This window comes from Psychrosphaera haliotis (assembly GCF_009728465.1).
In the GTDB taxonomy this organism is placed as follows: Bacteria; Pseudomonadota; Gammaproteobacteria; order Enterobacterales; family Alteromonadaceae; genus Psychrosphaera; species Psychrosphaera haliotis.
The window spans coordinates 265,510-288,188 of sequence record NZ_WOCD01000005.1 but is presented as its reverse complement, the minus strand read 5'-3'; the positions used below and the strand labels follow the sequence as shown (position 1 = coordinate 288,188).

The 22,679-nt window shown below is 39.5% G+C and carries 16 protein-coding genes and 3 pseudogenes; 6 read left to right on the top strand and 13 right to left on the bottom strand.

What is annotated here, in order from left to right; all coding sequences use genetic code 11:
- Positions 1-57: 57 nt before the first annotated feature.
- Positions 58-2,673, bottom strand: coding sequence for a DNA mismatch repair protein MutS (gene mutS / locus GNP35_RS11800; RefSeq protein ID WP_155696301.1), 2,616 nt, complete (start codon positions 2,671-2,673; stop codon positions 58-60).
- A 218-nt stretch (positions 2,674-2,891) separates the two neighbouring features.
- Between mutS and GNP35_RS11795 the strand changes: the two are divergent.
- Both GNP35_RS11795 and recA read left to right on the top strand, forming a co-directional pair.
- Positions 2,892-3,396, top strand: a pseudogene (locus tag GNP35_RS11795) (CinA family protein).
- A gap of 109 nt (positions 3,397-3,505) precedes the next feature.
- Complete coding sequence (gene recA / locus GNP35_RS11790; RefSeq protein WP_155696299.1) at positions 3,506-4,546, top strand: recombinase RecA; 1,041 nt, start codon at positions 3,506-3,508, stop codon at positions 4,544-4,546.
- A gap of 83 nt (positions 4,547-4,629) precedes the next feature.
- On the opposite strand, the gene GNP35_RS11785 is transcribed toward recA, so the two are convergent.
- The 12 genes and pseudogenes from GNP35_RS11785 to GNP35_RS11740 form a co-directional block, all read right to left on the bottom strand.
- On the bottom strand, positions 4,630-5,871 hold the full coding sequence (locus GNP35_RS11785) for a hypothetical protein (protein ID WP_155696298.1): 1,242 nt from the start codon (positions 5,869-5,871) through the stop codon (positions 4,630-4,632).
- Between the two features lies 1 nt (position 5,872).
- Complete coding sequence (locus GNP35_RS11780; protein ID WP_196492508.1) at positions 5,873-8,215, bottom strand: GGDEF domain-containing phosphodiesterase; 2,343 nt, start codon at positions 8,213-8,215, stop codon at positions 5,873-5,875.
- Positions 8,205-8,876: a methylamine utilization protein gene (locus GNP35_RS11775; protein ID WP_155696295.1), complete on the bottom strand. Its 672-nt coding sequence runs from the start codon at positions 8,874-8,876 to the stop codon at positions 8,205-8,207. The genes GNP35_RS11780 and GNP35_RS11775 overlap by 11 nt, the downstream gene beginning before the upstream one ends.
- Positions 8,877-9,038: 162 nt before the next feature.
- Positions 9,039-10,142 carry a phosphoribosylaminoimidazolesuccinocarboxamide synthase gene (locus GNP35_RS11770; protein WP_155696294.1) on the bottom strand — a complete coding sequence of 368 codons (1,104 nt, stop codon included), beginning with the start codon at positions 10,140-10,142 and terminating at the stop codon, positions 9,039-9,041.
- 124 nt (positions 10,143-10,266) lie between these two features.
- Positions 10,267-10,863, bottom strand: coding sequence for a methyl-accepting chemotaxis protein (locus tag GNP35_RS15830; protein WP_230961430.1), 597 nt, complete (start codon positions 10,861-10,863; stop codon positions 10,267-10,269).
- Entirely contained in the window at positions 10,829-11,584 is a 756-nt protein-coding gene (locus tag GNP35_RS15825) for a HAMP domain-containing protein (protein ID WP_230961429.1), read from the bottom strand. Before GNP35_RS15825 ends, GNP35_RS15830 begins: the two co-directional genes overlap by 35 nt.
- Positions 11,557-11,886, bottom strand: coding sequence for a hypothetical protein (locus GNP35_RS15820; RefSeq protein ID WP_230961428.1), 330 nt, complete (start codon positions 11,884-11,886; stop codon positions 11,557-11,559). The genes GNP35_RS15825 and GNP35_RS15820 overlap by 28 nt, the downstream gene beginning before the upstream one ends.
- A gap of 177 nt (positions 11,887-12,063) precedes the next feature.
- Positions 12,064-12,831 carry an ABC transporter permease gene (locus GNP35_RS11760; protein WP_155696293.1) on the bottom strand — a complete coding sequence of 256 codons (768 nt, stop codon included), beginning with the start codon at positions 12,829-12,831 and terminating at the stop codon, positions 12,064-12,066.
- Complete coding sequence (locus GNP35_RS11755) at positions 12,831-13,766, bottom strand: ABC transporter ATP-binding protein (RefSeq protein ID WP_155697131.1); 936 nt, start codon at positions 13,764-13,766, stop codon at positions 12,831-12,833. The genes GNP35_RS11760 and GNP35_RS11755 overlap by 1 nt, the downstream gene beginning before the upstream one ends.
- 27 nt (positions 13,767-13,793) lie before the next feature.
- A pseudogene (locus GNP35_RS11750) lies at positions 13,794-14,377 on the bottom strand (flavin prenyltransferase UbiX).
- Between the two features lie 95 nt (positions 14,378-14,472).
- Positions 14,473-15,858: a UDP-N-acetylmuramate:L-alanyl-gamma-D-glutamyl-meso-diaminopimelate ligase gene (gene mpl / locus GNP35_RS11745; protein ID WP_155696292.1), complete on the bottom strand. Its 1,386-nt coding sequence runs from the start codon at positions 15,856-15,858 to the stop codon at positions 14,473-14,475.
- Between the two features lie 13 nt (positions 15,859-15,871).
- The gene (locus GNP35_RS11740; protein ID WP_196492507.1) at positions 15,872-18,277 is read right to left on the bottom strand and encodes a zinc-dependent metalloprotease; all 2,406 of its coding nucleotides are present in this window, start codon (positions 18,275-18,277) and stop codon (positions 15,872-15,874) included.
- Between the two features lie 346 nt (positions 18,278-18,623).
- Between GNP35_RS11740 and GNP35_RS11735 the strand changes: the two genes are divergently transcribed.
- The 4 genes and pseudogenes from GNP35_RS11735 (at position 18,624) to GNP35_RS11720 (ending at position 22,633) form a co-directional block, all read left to right on the top strand.
- The gene (locus GNP35_RS11735; protein WP_155696290.1) at positions 18,624-19,604 is read left to right on the top strand and encodes a class 1 fructose-bisphosphatase; all 981 of its coding nucleotides are present in this window, start codon (positions 18,624-18,626) and stop codon (positions 19,602-19,604) included.
- Positions 19,605-19,838: 234 nt separating this feature from the next.
- The gene (locus tag GNP35_RS11730) at positions 19,839-20,759 is read left to right on the top strand and encodes a manganese-dependent inorganic pyrophosphatase (RefSeq protein ID WP_155696289.1); all 921 of its coding nucleotides are present in this window, start codon (positions 19,839-19,841) and stop codon (positions 20,757-20,759) included.
- 252 nt (positions 20,760-21,011) lie between these two features.
- Positions 21,012-22,153, top strand: a pseudogene (locus tag GNP35_RS11725) (MFS transporter).
- A 66-nt stretch (positions 22,154-22,219) separates the two neighbouring features.
- A complete protein-coding gene (locus GNP35_RS11720) occupies positions 22,220-22,633 on the top strand; it encodes a hypothetical protein (protein ID WP_155696288.1) in 414 nt (137 codons plus the stop codon).
- Positions 22,634-22,679 lie beyond the last annotated feature (46 nt).

Sequence of the window (22,679 nt, the reverse complement as noted above, 5' to 3'; positions counted from 1 at the left end):
TTAATCAGAAGACCTTAAGCCTATTAGAAGGCTAAAAGTTTATTGATACCCCTTAAGCTATTTAAGGGTTTGCTTTAATTTGCTTATTAATTCCCATGCTTGTCGTGGCGAAAGGTCATCAAGTTCTGTATCTGATATAACATCAGCAACTTGTAACTTCGACATTTCCATCATTGACAGAGGTTTTGCTTGTGCGTTTGTAGGGGATTGTTCAGCGTACACTTCATTATTAAGCTCTTCTTGTGGGTTCTTCATTTCCAACTGGTGAAGTTTCCTTTTAGCGTAGTGTAAAACCTCTTTTGGCAACCCTGCCAATTTAGCCACTTGTATCCCAAAGCTTTTACTGGCTGCTCCTTCTTGTACAGCGTGCATAAATATTATGTCATCACCGTGTTCCTGCGCATCTAGGTGGACATTAACTACGCCTTCATGGTCCTCAGCAAATTCAGTCAATTCAAAGTAGTGCGTTGCAAATAGTGTTAGGGAGTGAAGTTTAGAAACTAAATAATCCGCCGTCGCCCAAGCTAAACTTAGGCCATCATAGGTACTTGTACCTCTGCCAATTTCATCCATCAAAACCAGAGAGTTTGGAGTTGCGTTGTGCAATATGTTTGCAGTTTCTGTCATTTCCACCATAAATGTGGAACGACCCGAAGCAAGGTCATCCGATGCGCCAATACGAGTAAATATCCTATCTAATTCGCCAATTTCAGCAGACTCTGCAGGTACGTAACAACCAATGTTAGCCATTAGCGATATTAGCGCTATTTGTCTCATGTAGGTCGATTTACCACCCATGTTTGGCCCTGTAATTACTGCAAGTCGACGGTCAACATTGAGGCTGACTGGGTTGGCAATAAATGGGTCGGACATCACCTGTTCAACAACAGGGTGACGACCGCCTTCAATATTAATACTTCGGCCGTGCACTAAAGTTGGTTTGTTATAGTTTAGGGATTCTGCTCGTTCAGAAAAATTACAAAGTACATCCAGTTGAGCAATACCTTCAGACGTATATTGCAGTGGCTCTATAACATCATTGAGCTTGGTAATGAGTTCGTCATACAACTTCTTTTCTAGCGCTAGTGAGCGACTTTGACTGGTGAGGACTTTTTCTTCATGCGCTTTTAACTCAGGAACAATGTAACGTTCATTGTTTTTTAACGTTTGACGACGAATATAATGATCTGGAACCTGCGCCGAATTTGCTTTGCTTACGTCTATAAAAAAGCCGTGCACTCTGTTGTAACCAACTTTAAGAGTGGCAATACCAGTTTGCTCGCGTTCTCTTGCTTCAAGCTCTTCGACAAAGCGAGTTGCACCTGCGCTAAGTTCCCTAAGTTCGTCTAGGCTTTCATCAAAGCCAGGCTTAATGACTCCACCATCACGGATTAATACTGGTGGACTTTCAATAATTGCCGACTCCAACAGTAATGCTACGTCAGGTAACTCTTGAATATTTTGCTTAAGGGCATTGAGCCTTGCGGACTTTGTATTTGTCAGTGAAGACTTTAAGTCAGGTATAATTACTAGCGCATTTCTCAATCTAGCCAAGTCTCTTGGTCTAGCGGAGCGTAGTGCTAGCCGTGCAACAATTCGTTCTATGTCGCCAATTTGCTTTAAAAAGCCTTGAACTTCTCCGAAACGGTCGCTAACTAACAGTTCTTCAACGGCGTCCAGTCTAGCTGAAACTTCAAGTTGCTCTCGACTCGGCATGTGGATCCAACGCTTCAACAATCTACTGCCCATTGGCGTCGCCGTTTTATCCAAAATTTGGGCTAACGTATTGTCTAATCCACCAGATAGATTTTGTGTAAGCTCTAAGTTTTTTCGGGTAGCTGAGTCTATCAATATACAACTTTGTAATGACTCTACCGTTAGACTTCTAATATGCGGTAGTGCTGTGCGTTGGGTATCTTTTACATATTGCATCAAGCAACCGGCGGCACATAAACCAACAGAGTATTCCATAACGCCAAAGCCAGTTAGCTCTTTAGTTTTGAATTGTTGATTTAGAACTCTATGAGCCGTTTGTAAATCAAATTCCCAGTCGGGTCTGCGTCTAGCACCTTTAGCTCGGACCACGCCATGCAATTCAGTGACGGACTCTGCATATAACAGTTCGGCAGGAGACAGCCTAGTTAAAGTAGCACTTAAATCGCCAATATTTGAAAATTCATTCAATAAAAAACGTCCGCTATTAATGTCTAAATAAGCTAGCCCAAATAAAGTATCAGATTTAGTTTTCTGCTCAAAAACAGCAGCAATTAAATTGTCTTGTCTGTCAGGAAGTAGGTTTTCGTCAGTCACAGTACCTGGTGTTACAATTCTTACGACCTTTCGGTCCACAGGCCCCTTGCTTGTAGCCGGATCACCAACTTGTTCGCAAATTGCGACTGATTGTCCCATTTGAACTAATCGAGATAAATAATTATCCACCGCATGATAAGGCACACCTGCCATTGGGATTGGCTGACCGTGCGCGGTACCTCTTTTTGTTAGTGAAATATCAAGTAGTTCTGATGCTCGTTTGGCATCATCAAAAAAGAGTTCATAAAAGTCACCCATTCTATAAAATAGCAGGACGTCTTGATGATCCTTCTTTAACTTTAAAAACTGTTGCATCATTGGCGTTTGTGCCGAAATACTCGCTTCACTGTATAAATCAATCATTTTTGCGGTGAACTGATGGTTGTCTCATAATGTTGTATATTGTCACAGATCGATCCACTGCTGTCTCGTAAAATTTAAAATCTATGGAATTGCATTCAATAAAATTAGGCCCGTTAAAATGCTTATTAATATAAAGCTCATTAATGAAAAGTTATTTAATAAGGCTGGGCGCTAAAAGTTAGAAACAAGTGTTCCATAAACATAAGGCTAAACGGAAGATGCAAAAGCGCACAGAGATACTAGAAAACTTAGCTGCACTATTAATAAAAAGAAAATGGACAGTTACCACTGCCGAGTCATGCACAGGCGGTGGAATTTCCAGTGCCATAACCGAACTGGCTGGCAGTTTCTGGATATTTTGAACAGGCGTTTATTACTTATAGTAACTCTTCAAAACAAAACCTAGTTGGTGTAAAAGAAGATACTTTAATTACGCATGGGGCCGTATCCGAACAAACCGTAAAGGAAATGGCAAAGGGTGCATTGATAAAGGCTGGTGCGAATGTTTCCATAGCCGTAAGTGGTATTGCGGGTCCTGGTGGCGGTACAGAAAACAAACCAGTTGGAACAGTTTGGTTTGCTTTTGCTGTTAGGGATGACAACACTGACAACAGTAAAATAGAACTGTTTAGTGAGCATCGGTTATTTGATGGTGATCGTATTTTAGTCCGAGAGAGTGCGATAAATTTTTCTTTAAATCAGTTGGTTAGTGTAATTTCTTAGAAAAACACTAAAAAAAATCTCATACAGTATTGATACTGTTTAATTATACAGTATACTCGTTTCATAAATTTTGGCTTACCGCCATGACATAGTAATTCTGGAGAAATAAATGGACGCGAATAAAGAAAAAGCACTTGGTGCTGCGTTACAGCAAATCGAACGTCAGTTTGGTAAAGGTTCTATCATGAAGTTAGGTGATAGTAAGGCACTAGATATTGAATCAATATCTACAGGCTCTTTAGGACTTGATATTGCTTTAGGCATAGGCGGTTTACCATGTGGTCGTATTATTGAAATTTATGGACCAGAGTCATCAGGTAAAACAACATTAACATTACAAGTTATTGCCCAGGCCCAAAAGGAAGGTAAAACTTGTGCATTCGTTGACGCTGAGCACGCGCTTGATCCAATTTACGCTGCTGCGTTAGGTGTTAATGTTGATGATTTACTGGTATCTCAACCAGATACAGGTGAGCAAGCATTAGAAATTACAGACATGTTAGTTCGCTCAGGCGCAGTTGACGTGCTTATTGTTGACTCCGTGGCAGCACTTACTCCAAAGGCCGAAATTGAAGGTGACATGGGTGATTCACACATGGGTCTTCAAGCTCGTCTAATGTCACAAGCATTACGTAAGCTTACTGGTAATATCAAACGTTCAAATACTCTATGTATTTTCATCAACCAAATTCGTATGAAAATTGGTGTTATGTTTGGTAACCCTGAAACAACAACGGGTGGTAACGCCTTAAAATTCTATGCCTCAGTTCGTTTAGATATTCGTCGTATTGGCTCTGTAAAAGAGGGTGATGAAATCATTGGTAATGAAACTCGGGTTAAGGTTGTTAAAAACAAAGTAGCACCGCCGTTCAAACAAACTGAATTCATTATCATGTATGGTAAGGGCATCTCTAAAGAAGGTGAACTTATAGACTTAGGCGTTAAGAATAACGTAGTTGATAAAGCCGGTGCATGGTATGCGTATAACGGAAGTAAAATTGGCCAAGGTAAAGCAAACTGTATTAAGTTCTTAAAAGAAAACACAGAGATTGCGGAAGAGATTGAAGCTAAGCTTAGAGATATGTTACTTCTTCAAGCGACCATCAAAGATGAAGTTGCTGAAGATAAAGACGCAAGTTTAGAAGGCTAATTTACACCCTCAAAAGTTGACCCTGCAAAAGTCGCCTCAGTTCAAGGCGGCTTTTTTATGCCTAAAATTTATAACCAGTTTGTTTAGAAACGATATTGAGTAGTAAAAGAATATGACGCTTGATCTTGTTTGGCCTGCCAGCCAGACCATAACTCGCGGTTTTTGTTTTCACTTTTAGTAATCGTAATTTCGGCACCAATTTGCAAGGACTTTGAAGCTTGGTAACGATAGCTAGCCGTTACGCTATTACCCTTACTTTCATTTGGATCGTAAGGAGTGACGTCGTTGTCTGTTACGCTAAACTTATCATACCTTATGCTAGCTCTATGCTTATTTAGTTTATAGTGGGCTAACAAGTACCAAGAAGAGAAATCATTGTGCACGCCGTTCTGTCTGTCACCCATTTCCGTATCTCCAGACATATATTGCCCTAATAGCCTAAATTGAGGCGTTAACTTATGTAAAAAAGAAGCGGAGATAAAGCGAGTCCGCCAGCCGTACTGCATATCAGTTTCAATTGAAAATGGATCGGCCTTATTATCATAATAATAGACTCTTACGTCTGTGCTTCTTTGATATTGAACATGACCTCCGACGTAGTAACCCACTCGACCGTCAGTTTCATCATTTATATCTACATAACTTGGATTAGGGTTTTCAACAGGCTGGAACTGGAAGTAATTGGCAAAGTGCACTTTTTCGCCGACAACAGACTGGCGGTTATGGATAGCCCAGCCTCGCCATGCTAATAGCGATGCCACGCCATCATTTTGCACATAAGCTGATATAACGCCGGTATAACTAAAGTTACTATTGTACTTTCTACCAGGGCGTTTGAATTGCCACTCGAATCCTAAGGGCTTTATTTCTTCCCCAACCCAACTGTTTATTGCTGAAAAGTTGAATGTGTAAGGACTTGTCCACCCAATATCTGAGTTTTCTAACGAAAATTGAGGATAAAAATAGCCAACTTTAACTTGATGTTTTAATCCTTGGCTTAGAGGCTGATAATTTATGTAAGCCTCGTTAAAACCTAATTTACTGTCACCGTCTGGGGTATATTGAATCGTTGAAATAATAGAAAAGTCGGTTGATATGTCGACATTTACTTCTGTTAGAACTTGATCTAACGTTAACTGAAAATCGTCACTGTAGCGATGTACCCCAACGCCTTTATCTAACCATGATTTTAGCCAGTCTGTTTCGTTGTTATTTATACGAAGGCTAGCTTCTACCAGAGACTTTGTCGAAATTTCTGCGGCGACATTTATGCTAGCGATTAATGCAAGGCTAGTAATGATATAAGGTAGGTTTTTTATTTTCATTCTAACTTTTAAATACACCGTTGTTATCCTGTAACCAGGATTCTAGAATGTGAGCCTCTACCGGTCTGCTGATGAAGTACCCTTGTGCAGTTTCAACATTCAGTTTTCTTAATGCGGTTAAACTGCCGTTATCTTCTACGCCTTCAGCTACTATTGTCATGCCTAGGTTATGGGCTAGGCTAGTAATGGACTTAACGATTATCAAGTCATCTTTATTGGTAGCTAAATCTAATACAAATGATTTATCTATTTTTAACTCATCTACAGGTGCTCTTTTTAGTTGTTCCATAGAAGAATAGCCAGTGCCAAAGTCATCGATTGAAAGCTTGATTGACATGTTTTTAAGCATGTTTAATGCAAGCATAGCTTTGTCTGGGTCAGACATAATAGCACTCTCAGTGACTTCAAGAATTAATGAGCTTGGAGCTACAGAGTACTTTTCTAATAGATTGCTGACAAAAGGCGGAAGCTCCAAATCAGAGACATCAACGGCAGAGATATTGACGGCCATCTTAATGTCAAAACCGATCTCTCTTAAACGAACGTGTTCCTGTAGTGCCGTTTCAATAGCCCAATGAGTAAGGTGCCTAATATTACCTGTTTGTTCTGCAAGAGGTATAAACTCATCCGGAAATATAAAACCATGCTCAGGGTGTTTCCACCGAACCAAAGATTCAACGCTTACCACTTTCCCGCTCGCGACATCTATTTTAGGTTGATAGTTTAGAGTGAGTTGGCCTTCTTCAATTGCTTGTTTTAATTCCGTCATTAAGCTTAATCTAACAACAGAGTATTTGTTATTAGACTCTTTATATCTTGTAACGCTGTGGTGTTGTTCTTTAGATTCATACAAAGCGATGTCGGCATATTGCATCAGCTTTTCGCTAACCTTTGTATCATTAGGGTAAAGTGAAACACCAATACTGACGGAGACATCTAGCGCGATCTCGTTTACGACAAAAGGACGATCAAAAAGGTGGTCAATTTGATTTGCAGCGACCAAGGCTTCTTGTTCGTTTTCAATGACGATATAAGCAGCAAACTCATCGCCGTCTAAATAAGCCAAAAACATGTTTCGTTGAGCGTTATCTTCAAGTCGCTTCGCTATTGCTTTTATGACTTCATCGCCAAATTCATGACCCAACGTATCGTTAATGTCTTTGAAGCGATCAACATCCATCCAAAGTACCGCGAATGTATGATTTTCATATGTTGCAATCTGCTTTTTGATTTGCGACGAAAAGTAGATCCTATTAGGCAATCCAGTTAAAGGATTATAATAGGCTAGCTTATGGTTTTCCTTTTCTCGTTTTTGGATTGCGCTCTGCATACCTGCTAATGCAAATGATAGGGTTTCTACCTCTGACAATGTCTTATCGTGCTCAATAACGGGATATTCTCCCTTTCTAATCTGATTGGCTACGTTTGCCAGTAGACGAAGAGGTTTCGCAATGCTTTTAGAAAATGAGAAGGTTAAAAAAGAGATTAATACCATAATAATGGCAATGGCCGCAGAGAGTTGAAGAATCAGTTGGTCATAATTTAGGTGAGCTTTTGACTCAGGAAGTGTAAAGAATACATTGATAGGTTTTTCATTTAGTTCACCTAGGTATGATTGGTAAGAGATACTTGGCTTGTTATCTAAAAAAACTAAGTTTGAGTTCTTTATTTTAGAGCTAGCAGTTAACGGCACTAAGTCCGTAAACGCACTTGTTAGTTGTTCTGGTTGTACGTTATCAATCGTACTTGCTTGCACTGTATTAGCGTAACGCACACTTAATTCAAAGTTAGTAATGGACTTTATATCTTTAGAAAATAAGCTAGAAACGTTTAACCCAGCGATTATATAGGCGTTTGGTTTAGGGATCCGTTCTACTTCTTTAATTGCTTGTATTGATATTAAGTATAGGTTTCCGTTAATTAGACCGAAGCGCAAATTATTATTTAGTGGACCTATGTCCATAGGCTCTTCTAATATCTGCGTGCTAACAACGGGTTGCCTATTTTGATCAATAACTGCCATGAAATCTGAATTAAGACGACTCTGATAATTAACCAATGCCACTTGAAGAGATGTTGGATCTTTTTTTCCGCCTAAAATTAAGCTCTTTAGGCTAAAGTTTTTACTTGCAGCCTCTAAACCTCTATTTAGACCTACCGCTTCAGACTCTAAGCGATAAAGAAGCACAGAATGTGAGCTTTCAAATTGAGCATCAATCTGTTTAGTCGAGTGCTCATAGGTTTGTTGTAAAGTAACGGCTAGAACGGAACTAACCGTAATAATTAACGCGAACAGGAAAAGGAAAAAATTACGATTTTGTAACGAGCGAAAATTAATAAGCATCAAATTCATCGCCTTCGTCAAAACCGTCGGTAGCTCTCAATAGAGGCTGTTTTAATGACATTGTAATATTTTTGTTGTCAGTTATTTTAACTGTCTTAATAAGCTCACTGTCTTCAAATTGCAATAACGGATTGTGTAGTCGAAGCTCATAGTCACCGGCTGGCAATTCTAGTTGAACAAAACCAGATTCATTAGTTTTAGCAAAGTAAGGGGTATCGACCACATAAACATACCCCAACATCCAGTCATGTATATTACAGCCCAGAGTTACGGTTCCAGCTTTATCAAATGGAATGGGCTCTGGCTTCTCCTCTTTGTATAACCTAAGCTCAAACTTTTTTGCTTCAGAAAAGGAGTAAACATGGTGTTTTACATTATCCGCATTTGGGAAGCTAATTTCCGCACCCATTTGAGCCATTAAAATATGAGGTGAGAATTGCGTATCAATTTGTTGAACTACTTGGGGTTCCGGTGCAGTAGCGTAACCGGTTTTTGGAATATTTGTAGGTATTAACGATATGCCTACATTTGGAACTGATTGATGCTCAGTAGACAGCACTAATATGTCTACTTTATGAGAGGTAGCAGCGCTGACGGAAAAGCTACTAACTAACAATAAGGTGCTGAAAGACAACAAGACTGAAAAAAAAGTGAATCGCATAAATACCCCAATAAAATCGCTCATAACCAGTGTACTGACATTACTGACTGTAGGCAAAAAATAAATAGATGTAGCGATATTGAGTAATTATTTTTATTAAAACGGCATGCTCTCAATAGAGGATTGTTATTAAAAACATGCCTTTGCTAAGGTTTACAGTGGTTACTTTATTAAATCAAAATCTGATTTAAGGATATTGATGATTTCTTCTTTTGGGTTTTCAGATAATTGAATTGTGCGACCTGTAATTTTCTCAGCTATGTTTCTATATGTTCTAGAAACGTCCATTAAAGCTTCTGCGGGTAGTGCGTTATTTTTTGCCAACGCTTCACGCTCTGGCATACGATTTTTGTTAAGTAAAATATCTGGATCTGGGAAGTGATTCAAAAGCATCTGTCTGAAGCCTTCTTTAGAGTTCTCTACTATATTGCCATTGTTATATTCTGCCGTATCCCAAATACGCGAAGAGTCTGGTGTGCCTACTTCATCCATATAAATTAGCTTATCGGTACCAGCAGAATTTTTAACGTAGCCAAACTCAAATTTTGTATCTACAAATGTTTGATCTATTTTTGCTAGCTCTGTGCTAATTAAGTCAAAACCTTCCAGTAAAAGACGTTGATAAAGGCTAACATCTTCTTTTGACTTAAAATTAAAGGCATCAAAATTATCGATAATATCTTTATTCGCAATGTTGGCATCATCAGCTTCAGGCACATTAGGTATACCTTTTAAGATACCTTTGGTTGATGGCGTAATGAGTTTTTCTGGTAGCTTTTGGTCTTTGCTCAATCCTTCTGGAAGAGTAATACCGCAAAATTCGCGTTCGCCTTTTTCATAGCTTCTCCACATAGAGCCTGTAATGTACTGCCGAGCAATGGCTTCTATCATGACTGGTTTTGCTTTTTGGACTATCCAAACAAAAGGGTGAGGGATATCTAAAATATGACTATCAGCAAGACCATGTTGCTTAAACAAGCTGAACCAATGATTTGAAATTGCATTTAGTGCTGCACCTTTACCTGGTACACCTTGTAATCCACCTTCACCATGCCAAACACAATCAAAAGCTGAGATACGATCGCTAATAACCATAATTGCTAGCGGTGTATTGGGCTCTACGTCATAGTTCTTCTCAGCAATAAGGCGTTGGCTATCTTCAGCCTTTAACCAATATACAGATCGGACTTTACCGCTGTGTACAGGTAAGTTTGTTTTGATAGGAAGATCATCATTTACAGCAAGTACAGATTGAGCCAAATTCATTGAGAGGGAATCCATTAATGTGAGGAAGCAAATTTGGCTTTAAAGTCTATCAAAATGAACACCGAAATAGAAAACAAAAAAGGCCGCTGAGCGACCTTTTTTTATCAAATCTAATAATTGCAGCTTAAAGCTTAAATTTGGACGCCGCTTCAAGTAGATCATCAGACAGTGTATGGAGACTCTTCGATACGTCCCTAATACCATCCAACGCTTCAAGAGAGCTACCAATTGACTGGTTCATATCGTTCACGTTTGTCATTACCGTATTCGCAACAGAAGTTTGCTCTTCAGTAGCTGTCGCTATTTGAGTATTTAAACCGTTGATCGTATTAATGTGTCCAGCGATTTTATTAACGGACTTGCCTGTTTGCGCAGCATATTCTTCGTTGCGCTCAGCTTGAGCACTTGCACTTTCCATCGAGTCAACTGAAGCTGTTGCAGCTTCCGTTAACGCATTTAATAACTCTCGAATCTCAGTTGTAGATTTTGATGTTCTTGAAGCTAGCTCTCGGACTTCATCTGCTACAACCGCAAAACCTCGACCTTGTTCACCGGCTCTCGCAGCTTCAATTGCGGCGTTAAGGGCCAGTAAGTTTGTTTGTTCAGCGATTGACGTTATTACGTCTAGAATTTGATTAACGTTTTGGGTGTCTTGCGCTAACTTATGGATAACTGAAGATGCACCTTTAATCTCGTTGTTTAGAGCTTGAGATACCGCCATTGACTGGTTCAAGATATCTAAACTTTGATTGGCTTCGTTTCTCTGCGTTTTCCGTTGCTACTGCTGCTTCATTAGCTGAGTTAGAAATCTCATTAACACTTTGGTTCATCTCTTCCATGGATTGTTTAACCATCTCCGAGTCTTCACTTTGCTTATGCATTGCGGATTCGGCAACTTCCATACGTTGTATTAATCGAGTGGAATTATCTAAAAGCGGTTGTACTACAGCCATTACGTCACTGATTGCGGCTCTTAGTACTTCCATAAAACCATTGAAGTTTTTCGACATTTGGCCAATTTCATCTTCGCTTCGAACGTCTAGCGTTGATTTCAAATCGCCATCGCCTTTAGCAAGCTCACCTAGCGTTTCTGCAGCATCTGATGCTGCTTGTCGTATAACACGACCAATGAATACACCAAGCAGTACAATAAGAATTACTAATACCACTGAGACTGCAATACTTTGCATTATGGTATTTTCAGACCGTTCTTTTGCATTTTCTGCAAGCTCGACATACTCACGGTCTGATTGGGATTTATATTGCTCTAAATTGTCATTTAGTTGTTTAAACAACTCTGCTTTTTCAGAAGACTTTTGTTGAATGACAGAGAAGTCGGCATCTCCGCTCAAGAAAGAGGTAACTATTTCTTGAGCTATCGTATTGTATTGATCAAGGGTTTCTTCAAAAGTTTCTAATTTCGCACGATTGGCTCGGTCCAATTTAAGAATGCTTTCAATATTCTTTTAAGAACTTGATATTCTTCATTAGCTTTTGAAATTAGCTCTTCATCTCCAAACGAGACGGCTTGGCTATACAACTCATCAATACGATTTATGATAAATGAATTAGCTGTGGATATTTTAGCGATTTGATACCGACGATCTTTTAGATCATCAATATTTTTATTGTTTTCCTGACTCGCTAGGGCATTTAAAACAATTACAATAATCAGTGCAATTAATGCAATTAATGTAATGACATTAATCTTAATGAAAACGCTGAGATTTTGAAATTTATTCACACTTCATCTACCTATTGTTTTGTCGAGAGCATTTAGTATATCGGCGCTTGCCGCTAGCCCTTTAATAATAAAGGGCTGTTTAATGTTCGTCTGGTTGTAATTTAACCATAACTACTTGTAACGACTTAAGTTTAGACAAAGAATCCAATTCAACAAGGCAAACTAAAAAATAAATATTTAGCTGCGTATTCCAATTCCTTTGTTAATAAGTGTCATCGCAATTGTAAAGAATATAACTACAAAGCCCACAATCATTGATATAGCGACTGAAAGGTCAACATCTGACACGCCTAGGAATCCGTACCTAAAAGCGTTAACCATATATACAATTGGGTTTATTTTAGAAACAGACTGCCAAAACTCAGGCAATAAACTCAAGCTATAGAAAACGCCACCAAGATAAGTCAGTGGGGTTAGAATAAAAGTAGGTATAATTGAGATATCGTCAAATGAATTAGCAAAAATAGCGTTAATTAACCCAGCTAAGGAAAACACCATAGAGGTCATTAGCACAGTAATAATTAATGTAAGTACACTGTGTATTTGAATATCAACAAACAATAGCGATACACACGTTACGATTAAGCCAACCAGCAAACCTCGCAACATTCCGCCGCCAATAAAGCCAAGTACAATGACAAAGTTTGGAACCGGTGCTACGAGCATTTCCTCAATGTTTCGCTGGAATTTTGCACTATAAAAGGAACTTGCCACATTTGAATACGAGTTAGTGATCACCGACATCATGATTAAACCCGGGACAATAAAAGACATGTAGTCAAATCCGCCCATTTGGCCAATTCTAGAACCTATTAGATTACCAAAAATAACGAAATACAATGTCATCGTAATAGCAGGTGGCACTAGGGTTTGAACCCATATTCTTAGAAATCGAGTGCACTCTTTTATTAATATAGCTCTTAACGCTACTGAATAACTGCCCATTACGCGTTTGCTCCTTTTTTACCGTCTTCTACTAATCGAACAAATAACTCTTCTAATCGATTGGCTTTATTTCGCATACTTAGAACTTGAATACCTTGCTCTGTTAATTGAGTAAATACACTGTTCAAGCCTTGCTCTTTAAGTACTTCCACTTCGATAGTATGGTTGTCTTTAATATTTGTATTAAATCCAGCAATTGTTGGTTCTTTGTCAAACTCGGCGGTATCTAGTACAAAAGTTTCCACGTTCAATTTAGACAAAAGGCTTTTCATCGAAGTGTTTTCACCAATAACGCCTTTATCAATAATCGCAATATTGCGACAAAGCATTTCTGCTTCTTCAAGATAATGGGTTGTCAAAATGATGGTAATGCCTTCTTTATTAAGCTTTTGCAGGGCATCCCACATACTGCGTCGAATTTCTATATCTACGCCAGCGGTTGGTTCGTCTAAAATCAATAGCTTTGGCTCATGCATTAAGGCTCTTGCTATCATTAGTCGTCGTTTCATACCGCCAGATAATGTGCGAGCTTGAGAGTCTTTTTTCTCCCAAAGATCAGTTTGTTTTAAGTACTTTTCTGCACGCTCAAGGGCAACTTTGCGTTCTACGCCATAATATCCAGCTTGGTTAACAACAATTTGCAGCACCGTTTCAAACTGGTTAAAGTTAAATTCCTGCGGTACTAAACCGATATGAGACTTAGCGTCTTCAAGGCTGGAGTCAATGTCATGGCCAAATACTTTCACGCTTCCTGAAGATTTGTTTACCAATGAGCTAATCACACCAATAGTCGTAGACTTACCAGCGCCATTTGGGCCTAACAGTGCAAAAAAGTCGCCTTCTTCCACCGTTAGATTAATACCTTTTAAAGCCTCTACCGTTCTGTTTTTTGACTGATAGGTCTTTTTTAAATCTTTTATTTCTAATGCAAACATAGAATTCAAGTTTCTCTGTATATTTGATTAACGAGTATAGCCCCATCTAGGAACTAGTGATTGTTCAATATTTAAATGATCCATGACTCTAGCAACCATAAATTGAACAAGGTCTTTAATTTCTTTGGGATGATGATAGAAACCCGGTGCCGCAGGCATAATTGTTACACCTAGGTTAGACAATTTCAGCATATTTTCTAAATGAATAGATGAAAATGGTGTTTCGCGCGGTACAAGGATCAATTGACCCCGTTCTTTTATCACTACGTCAGCGGCTCTTTCAATTAGGTTGTCTGAGCTGCCAGTTGCTATTGCCGATAGTGTACCGGTAGAGCAGGGCAGCACTACCATTTGTTTTGGCGCTGCTGAGCCTGACGCTGGCGGGCTAAACCACTCTTCTTTGCCAAGCACTATAACTTGACCTGGTTTTGCTGAAAAATGGGTTTGGCACCATTGTGTGGACTGAGTCGGTGCGCTTGGCATGTCTAACGACATTTCGGTTTTTAAAACTACCTTTGCAGCCGATGAAAGCAAAAGATAAATCTGGATGTTTTATCAACGAGCTGTTGAATAAGCTCAAATGCATAAGGCGCACCTGAGGCTCCAGTCATCGCAATTGTTATACGGCGATCAAACTCAGAACTATTAAATGAGCTGTCTGAGGTGCTATTAAAAGTGTTGCTACTTTGTTCAGTCATAAAGACGATTAGCCTTGCTGTAAAATTACATTCTTAAGTTTTTGATGGATACCACCAAAACCGCCATTACTCATGACAACAATATGGTCATTAGGCTCTAAGAGTTCAACCACATGCTGGATAATAGCATCTATACTGTTGAAAATATTTAAGTGTGTTTGATTTTCAGCTAAATCAAGTGACCAGTTTTTATCTGTATTTAAAACCAAGACCTCGTCAGCATCTTGCCATGAAGACGCAAGCGTTGAATTGTGAACACCCATCTTCATGGTATTTGAGCGAGGCTCCAAAATCGCAATTATTCTATTGCTGCCTACTTTAGCTCTTAAGCCTTCCAACGTGGTTTTAATGGCGGTAGGGTGGTGAGCAAAGTCATCATAAAGTGTTATATCATTATGCTCGAGTAGCACTTCCATTCGGCGTTTTGCGTTAGTAAAAGCACTTAACGCCTGCACACAGTGTGTGATTTCCATGCCGCAATGTCTGGCAGCGGCAAGAGCGGCCAAACCGTTATGTATATTGTGTAAGCCCGTTAAAGACCACTTCACCGTACCAATACTTTCACCGTTTAATAGAACTTCAAAGTGACTACCATCTTTAAGGCCATGCTCATTAGGAATGACATTTACCTGCCAGTGCGCCGCAGTTGATTTAGTTTTACCTGAGGCCTCAACGCTTTCTATTGGACTCCAACAGCCCATTTCTAAGGTTTCTTTTATATATTGATCTTCAGGATTAGTGATCAGCAAACCGTTATTAGGCAATATTCTCATCAAGTGATGGAACTGCGTTTTAATCGCCTCAATATCTTTAAATATATCGGCATGATCAAACTCAAGGTTGTTAATGATCAATGTTTTAGGAAGGTAGTGAACAAACTTGCTGCGCTTATCAAAAAACGCGGTGTCATATTCATCGGCTTCTATAACAAAGAACGGACTGTCACCTAATCTCGCGGAAACATCAAAATTGCCAGGTACGCCACCTATCAAATAACCAGGGTTCATTCCACAGGATTCCAATAGCCAAGCTACCATTCCCGAGGTGGTTGTTTTACCGTGGGTTCCTGATGCTGCAACTATCCATCTATTTTGCAATACTTCCCGCTTAAGCCACTCTGGACCTGAGGTATAAGCTAGGTTTCGTGCCAATACATACTCTACGGCAGGGTTCCCTCTAGACATAGCGTTGCCAATAATGACTAAATCAGGTTCTGACTTAAATTGTGCCTCATCCCAGCCTTTAGTTAGTTCGATGCCAAGTTGCTCTAACTGAGTCGACATTGGCGGATAAACATTTAAATCTGATCCTGTGACTTTGTGACCTAGTTGTTTGGCGATGGCGGCAATACCGCCCATAAAGGTGCCGCAAATACCTAAAATATGAATATGCATAATACACTACTGCTTAAATTGGAGAGCCTGGTGGCATTGTACTGAGATCTACCAAGGGTAGCCATTTTCTATGTTCAAAATACCATGATAAGTGATGACTGAGTAGGCGGTAAAAGCCTCGTTGGCCCGAACTTGCGTTATGGGACTCTTTTTTAAGCCACTCATTTAGCTGCGACAACTCATTGAATAAATCACTCTTTACTTCAATAGGAGTAGACTCAGCAAGCAAACGACTCATCATCAGTTCAATAGTAACAGCATTAACTCGTTGCTGAACCGCGGAGTTTAGCCCGGCGCTTGACGGTTGCTTTATAGTATTTTGTAATATTGTTTGTAAATACTCACCTACCGTCCAGTATTTACTATTCAGGTTAGATTGCTGTGCTATTCGAGTGAGCCTAGCGCTATTTAGTAATGCGGATAATGTATGGTTTGCAGCGGCTGACGCGAGTGTCACCGGATCAAAAGCTAATCCCGTTTTCGTGGGACCGCTCTCTCTATTGCGGTAATTACCATATGCCTTAGGTGGAATTAAACTAATAATAGATTTAGGTAAGGTTAGGTTTTCGTTTTGCAAAGTAGCTAACAAAGCAGATAAAGCTTGTGATTGATGCTCAAAACTTACCGGCCTCGCATTTGTTGCACTGCTTTTGCTGTCGCGTTCCTTCACTACATAGTCATAATTTACACCGCCAATCAGTTTAACCGCGGCAGTGGTTTGGTATCTGTGATAAAAATAGATTGGCATCAAGATTTCTTGTAAGTCTGAAATAGGTCGGTCAAATGCCAAGTTATTAAGACCAAAGTTTTTTAATGCGACGCCTCTCACTTGCATTACTCGAGTTAACTCTGCGGCGGCGTCTTTGCCGTTATCCCATAGATGGCCGGTTGGGTGTGCGCCACTGCTTGGTCGAGCATCCGAGTCAGACATATAAAGTAGGCCTTTATCCTGCGTACTGCTAATTAATGATGCTAAGGCTTTGGCTTCTTGTTCTGGGTTTTCAAATTTTTGGTAACCATATTTAATAACGTACTTATCCCACTCGCCTATGCCTTCTGCATACGCGTTTGATAAGTCGATTTTGGCATCTATTAGCTCCACAAATGGATGCGGATAGTCCATAACAGACGCTCTGTTGTTTGCAGAAGCAGCAAAGTTATGAGCAATACCTAAAGTATGGCCAACTTCATGGGCCGCTAGCTGACGAATACGAGCTAAGGCCATTTCTTTAATCTTGTCTGTGTTTGACTCTGCTCCATCATTAAATGGCCCAGTGAGCCCTTGCCCCAGTAAATAGTCGTGCCTTACTCGCAGCGAACCAAGAGTAACGTGACCTTTAATAATTTCGCCGGTTCTTGGATCAATAACGGAAGAGCCATAACTCCAGCCTCTTGTCGCGCGGTGAACCCATTGAATGGTGTTGTATCTCACATCCATAGGATCTGCATGTTCTGGTAGCATTTTAACGATAAACCCGTCTTTAAAACCGGCTTCTTCAAACGCTGTGCTCCACCATCTTGCACCTTCTAGCAATGCTGCTCTTACTGGTTCTGGTGTACCTGGGTCTAGGTAGTAGGTTATAGGTGTATTCTTATCTAAACGGTGCCTAGGAATAACTTTTACATCCATACTTTCATCAAGAGATACGGCGTAATCTTTATGGCTAATACTCCAGTAACCACTGAATGGGTGAAAGCGTCTAGCTTGGTATTTGTCGTCTGGTAATTTGATAAGGGAGTGATGCATGTGAACGGTGATGTTTTCACTGTCTGGTGCTATTTGTCTAACGTATTGTCCAGGGTTTGTGCCAGTAAACGAAACAATAGACTCTAACTCTGTATTTTTAGGAAATGACTTACTTTTTGCAAAGTGAACAGCGCTTCTATTTTTTACCGGTCTATAACTTCCTTGTTTTCTCGATTTGAGTGTTTTTGCAACACCGTGAATATCACTCAACAAGAATGGCGTATAGTCGATTATAACTGTGCCACGATCCTTTGCTTTGATTTCGAAGCCGTAAATTACTGATTTCGCAAAAGCCTCTTCAACGCTTTTCTGCTCGGCTCTGTTATCACTATTAGCGCGATAATCCATATTCAACTGAGTTAAAAGCACTTTATTGCCATAACTTTCAAACTGAACGACTCGCGTGGAGCCTAACTGACCGCGGTCTAAGCCAATATCGTTAGAGCCTAAGCCTCGAGGAAGACTACTTTGAAATAAAAATGGTTCGTTTTGCTGGTCTACTTGCAAAAAGAGTTGGTCATTTTGTTTGTCATAATAGAACGTAAAATACCCATCAACCTTAAGCATACCGTTAGTAAAGTCTGCAATTGATTTAACACTCGCAACGGCGTTGGCTGTCATAAAACAGCAAAAAATGATGGTTATACTTGTTATAAGACGAATTGTTTTCATAGTTATTCCCGAAACCATATAAGTTTTAGTAGCTTGACTCTTATTTATACTATTTTAGTGTGCCGCAGATTCATAATGAAGTGAACCAATAACTTAACGAGTGCTGATAATTAAGTTGGCCTAAAAAGGTTAAACGTTAAAGATGAAAAGTAAACTCTGTAAGTTGTATTGAATGTTTTCATAAATTTGATCCAAAATACTGCAACTCAGCTTAAAAATTGGTTAGAATAGCGGCATCATAAAAACGCACTCCCACTTTTAAATTAGTGTTTGATGTGAAAGTTTATTAACTTGCCTTTAAGTGTTTCCTATTGGCAATAAAATTAGATAAAAGGCTTTAATTACAATGAAAAGACTCGCACCTGAATTGCGTAAAGATGGCGTGGAATTAGATTTGATCTCACTGATCAGAACCATTTTGGCAGCCTGTAAGGATATCTCTTTTCGTGTGGGACAAGCTGATTTGTCTGGCGTGCTTGGTTCAACCCTGAATGAAAACATACAAGGTGAGACACAAAAAAAGTTAGACATACTATCTAATCAGTTACTTAAAGACATGTTGCTTGAGTCTGGTTTTGTAAGAGCTATAGCGTCGGAAGAAGAGGACTATATTGTTGAAGGCGAGCATGGCGGTCGCTTTTTAGTTGCCTTTGACCCGCTTGATGGTAGCTCAAATATTGATGTGAATAGTTTAACGGGTACTATTTTCTCTATTTTACCAGTACCAGAAGATAAGTTAGATGGTACGCCAATTACCGAACAAGACTTTTTACAGCCTGGCCGTAACCAAGTGGCTGCAGGTTATGTTATGTATGGTCCATCTACGATTCTAGCGTTAACCACCGGTAAAGGTGTTGATTTTTATACGTTAGATAAAACCCACGGTTCTTTCTTAAAAACCCGAGATAACATTGCTATCCCTGAAGAAACCAAAGAGTTTGCAATTAATAGCTCTAATCAGCATAAGTGGGATATACCAATGCAACGTTATATCCGCGATATCCTAGATGGTAAAGCGGGTATCCGTGGTAAAAACTTCAATATGCGTTGGATTGCCTGCATGGTTGGTGACGTGCACCGCATTTTGTGTCGTGGCGGAATATTTACCTACCCGGCACATACTGATAACCCAGAAAAGCCAAATAAATTGCGCTTGTTATATGAAGCAAACCCAATGGGCATGTTAGTAGAGCAAGCTGGTGGCTTAGTATCGACTGGCGAACAAAACATCCTTGATTTACAGCCAACCGAATTGCACGAACGAGTGCCAGTTATTCTTGGTTCTAAACAAGAAGTTAAAATCTGTTTGGATTATCACAACCAGTAATTAAACCGCGTTCCTCAAAATCAGGGTGGCGTATTTGAGCAATGAATACGTCACCTTGGTTTTTCCTCATTTTTAGTTACAACGAGTAAATATAGAATTTCGCTAATTCACACTCGAATTCTACGCTGGTTTGGTTATAATTCACGCCATCAAAACTATCATTTATCGCAGCGCCTTTTGTTTTTGTAAAGTCATTAGGCAGCGGCTTAAAAATCAACGATTTAAAGGTGTTCTATGCCAAATTATGTAGTGGGCCACAAGGTTCCAGATTCGGACTCAATTTGTTCAGCTATCGCATTGTCTTATTTAAAAACTGAATTGGGTGAGCCAACAGTACCTGCTCGTTTAGGTGAACTATCGCCAGAAACTATGTTCATACTTGACCGTTTTGGTTTTGAAAAACCAGAATTAAAATTAAGCTATGCAGGCGAAAGTTTATATATTGTTGATCACTCTGACCGTGTTCAAGGACCTGACGATATTGATGATGCGACTATTTTGGGCATTATTGATCATCATAAATTGGGTGATATCACTACATCAACGCCACTAGAGTGTTGGATCCGCCCTGTAGGTTGTACTAATACTATTATTAAAATGATGTATGACTTTGAAGGCATCGAAATTCCTAAAGACATTGCTGGTGCAATGATGATGGCTATTTTAAGTGATACGGTTTTATTTAAATCACCAACGTGTACAACTGCTGATAAAAAATGTGTTGAAGCACTCGCTGAAATTGCTGGTATTGAAGATTACCAAGAACTAGGCATGGATATGTTTAAGGTTAAGTCTGCGGTAGAAGGTACGCCAGCGCGTGACCTAGTATTAAGAGACTTTAAAGACTTTAATATGAAAGGGCAGCTAGTTGGTATCGGTCAATTGGAAGTTATTGACTTAGCAATGCTTGACGAAATGAAAGATGGCTTACATGCTGATCTGCAGTCTTTAAAAGAAGAAGGCAACCGTCACTCGGTTATCTTGTTGCTAACAGATATCATGAAAGAAGGATCAGAATTATTGGTCGTTTCAGATGATACTAGCGTAATAGAAAAAGCATTTGATGTAACGCTGACTGAGAATCGTGTTTGGATTGACGGCATTTTAAGTCGTAAAAAGCAGGTAGTTCCGCCGTTACAAGACTCCTTTAAGTAATGGGTTTTAATCAATAAGCGTTTAAACGTTTGTTGAGTATTGAAAGAGCCGTGATTATGTCGCGGCTTTTTTGTAACCGAACTAAACAGCGAAGTAACGAGGTTATAACTAAGGTATAAGTACAGTATAGCCAAAGGTTATCTGAGTTATGCCAAAATAGAGCATACAAATAAAACCCATAATATTACCTAGCATTAACTAACTCCTGGAGTTGCAGTGAACCGTCTTAGCCCTAAAATTTTTTTATTGGCCATGGCATTTATTTTGCCATTTGTGTTTTCAGTGTGGGCCACGCTGTTAAATAACTTTGTTATTGAAAAAGCCGCTTTTACTGGGGCTGAAATTGGGCTGCTGCAATCAATTAGAGAAATTCCAGGCTTTTTGGCATTTACCGCTATTTATATTCTAGCCTTTATCAAAGAACAACGCTTTGCCATTTATTCTATTGGCGTGCTCAGTATTGGTGTCGCGTTTTCACAGGCTATTTCCCAACAGAATATGGGCTATATGCCACTACGTTTATTATGTCGGTTGGCTTTCATTACTACGAAACTACACAGCAAAGTTTAACCTTGCAGTGGGTTGATAAAAAAGAGTCGGCGCACTTTTTAGGTAAAGCGTTGGCAATGAAGTCCTTTGCATCCTTATTAGCGTTTGGCGGGATTTGGCTATTGATGGATTGGTTTGATGTTTCATACAAGACAACCTATTTACTCGCTGGTGGAATAGGCTTTTTGGTCACCGTATTGCTTTATTTTGGCTTTCCAACGTATGAACAGCCGCATGTACAAACTAAAAAAATAGTTTTGAAGAAGAACTACGCATTATATTACGTCCTCACCTTTTTAAGTGGCGCAAGACGACAGATATTTATGGTATTTGCTGGCTTTATGATGGTAGAAAAGTTTGGCTACTCGGTAGGTGAAATTAGCCTCTTGTTTGGTATTAACTATATATTCAACCTGTTATTTGCTAGCAAAATTGGACAATGGGTTGGCAAAATAGGCGAACGAAAAGCTTTAACATTTGAGTATGTTGGATTGATTTTTGTATTTGTCGGTTATGCCTTGGTAGAAACGGCTGAGCTCGCAGCTGCGCTATACGTAATTGATCATATGTTTTTTGCTTTGGCCATTGCCATAAAAACATATTTCCAGAAAATAGCGGATCAAAAAGACATCGCGGCAACTGCCTCTGTCAGTTTCACTATTAATCATATTGCAGCAGTTATAATTCCTGTTTTACTTGGCATGGTATGGCTATATTCAAGCACATTAGTATTTATGATAGGCGCGGGCTTTGCTGTATGTAGTCTTGTCGCAAGCCAACTTATTCCTCTTGTGCCAACAGAATCTAAACCTTTTCGCTTTTCTAACAAAGTAAGTACGGACTAGTAAAGCATATGATGATTAACGATTAACGATTAACGATTGACGATTGATGACTGGTGAGGAGAAATTGTGTACAAACGACAACTAAACTCAAATAGACAAAGTCGCGTTACACACTCTTCGAAAGGAGGCTTTAAAGAAGCCTTAATCGACAAGCAAGTCTTGGTGATACATGCAGCCATCGCAGATAAATTAATTGCTGCTAATGAAAAAGGCGACAGAAGCTACCTAGAACAAATACAGAATACCCTAGATAGCCGCAGAAATTCAGGCCGTATGAGGTATGGAGAGTATCTGACTTGGCTTAGTGTGTTAGAGGTAATTGATGATTCAATTGCCTTTAAAAATGCCATTCTTGAAGACTCGCATCAAATGAAAAAATATAGAAGGCGAACGCCTTTAGTTGGAATACTTACTGAAGCTGAAAGGCAGCGAGCTATTGAAGAGAATGCCGTTGGTTCTATAGATAAGGCTCTTTTTTAGACGTTGACACTCGCTAATAGTGCAATACAATCATGGTATGGAAAGT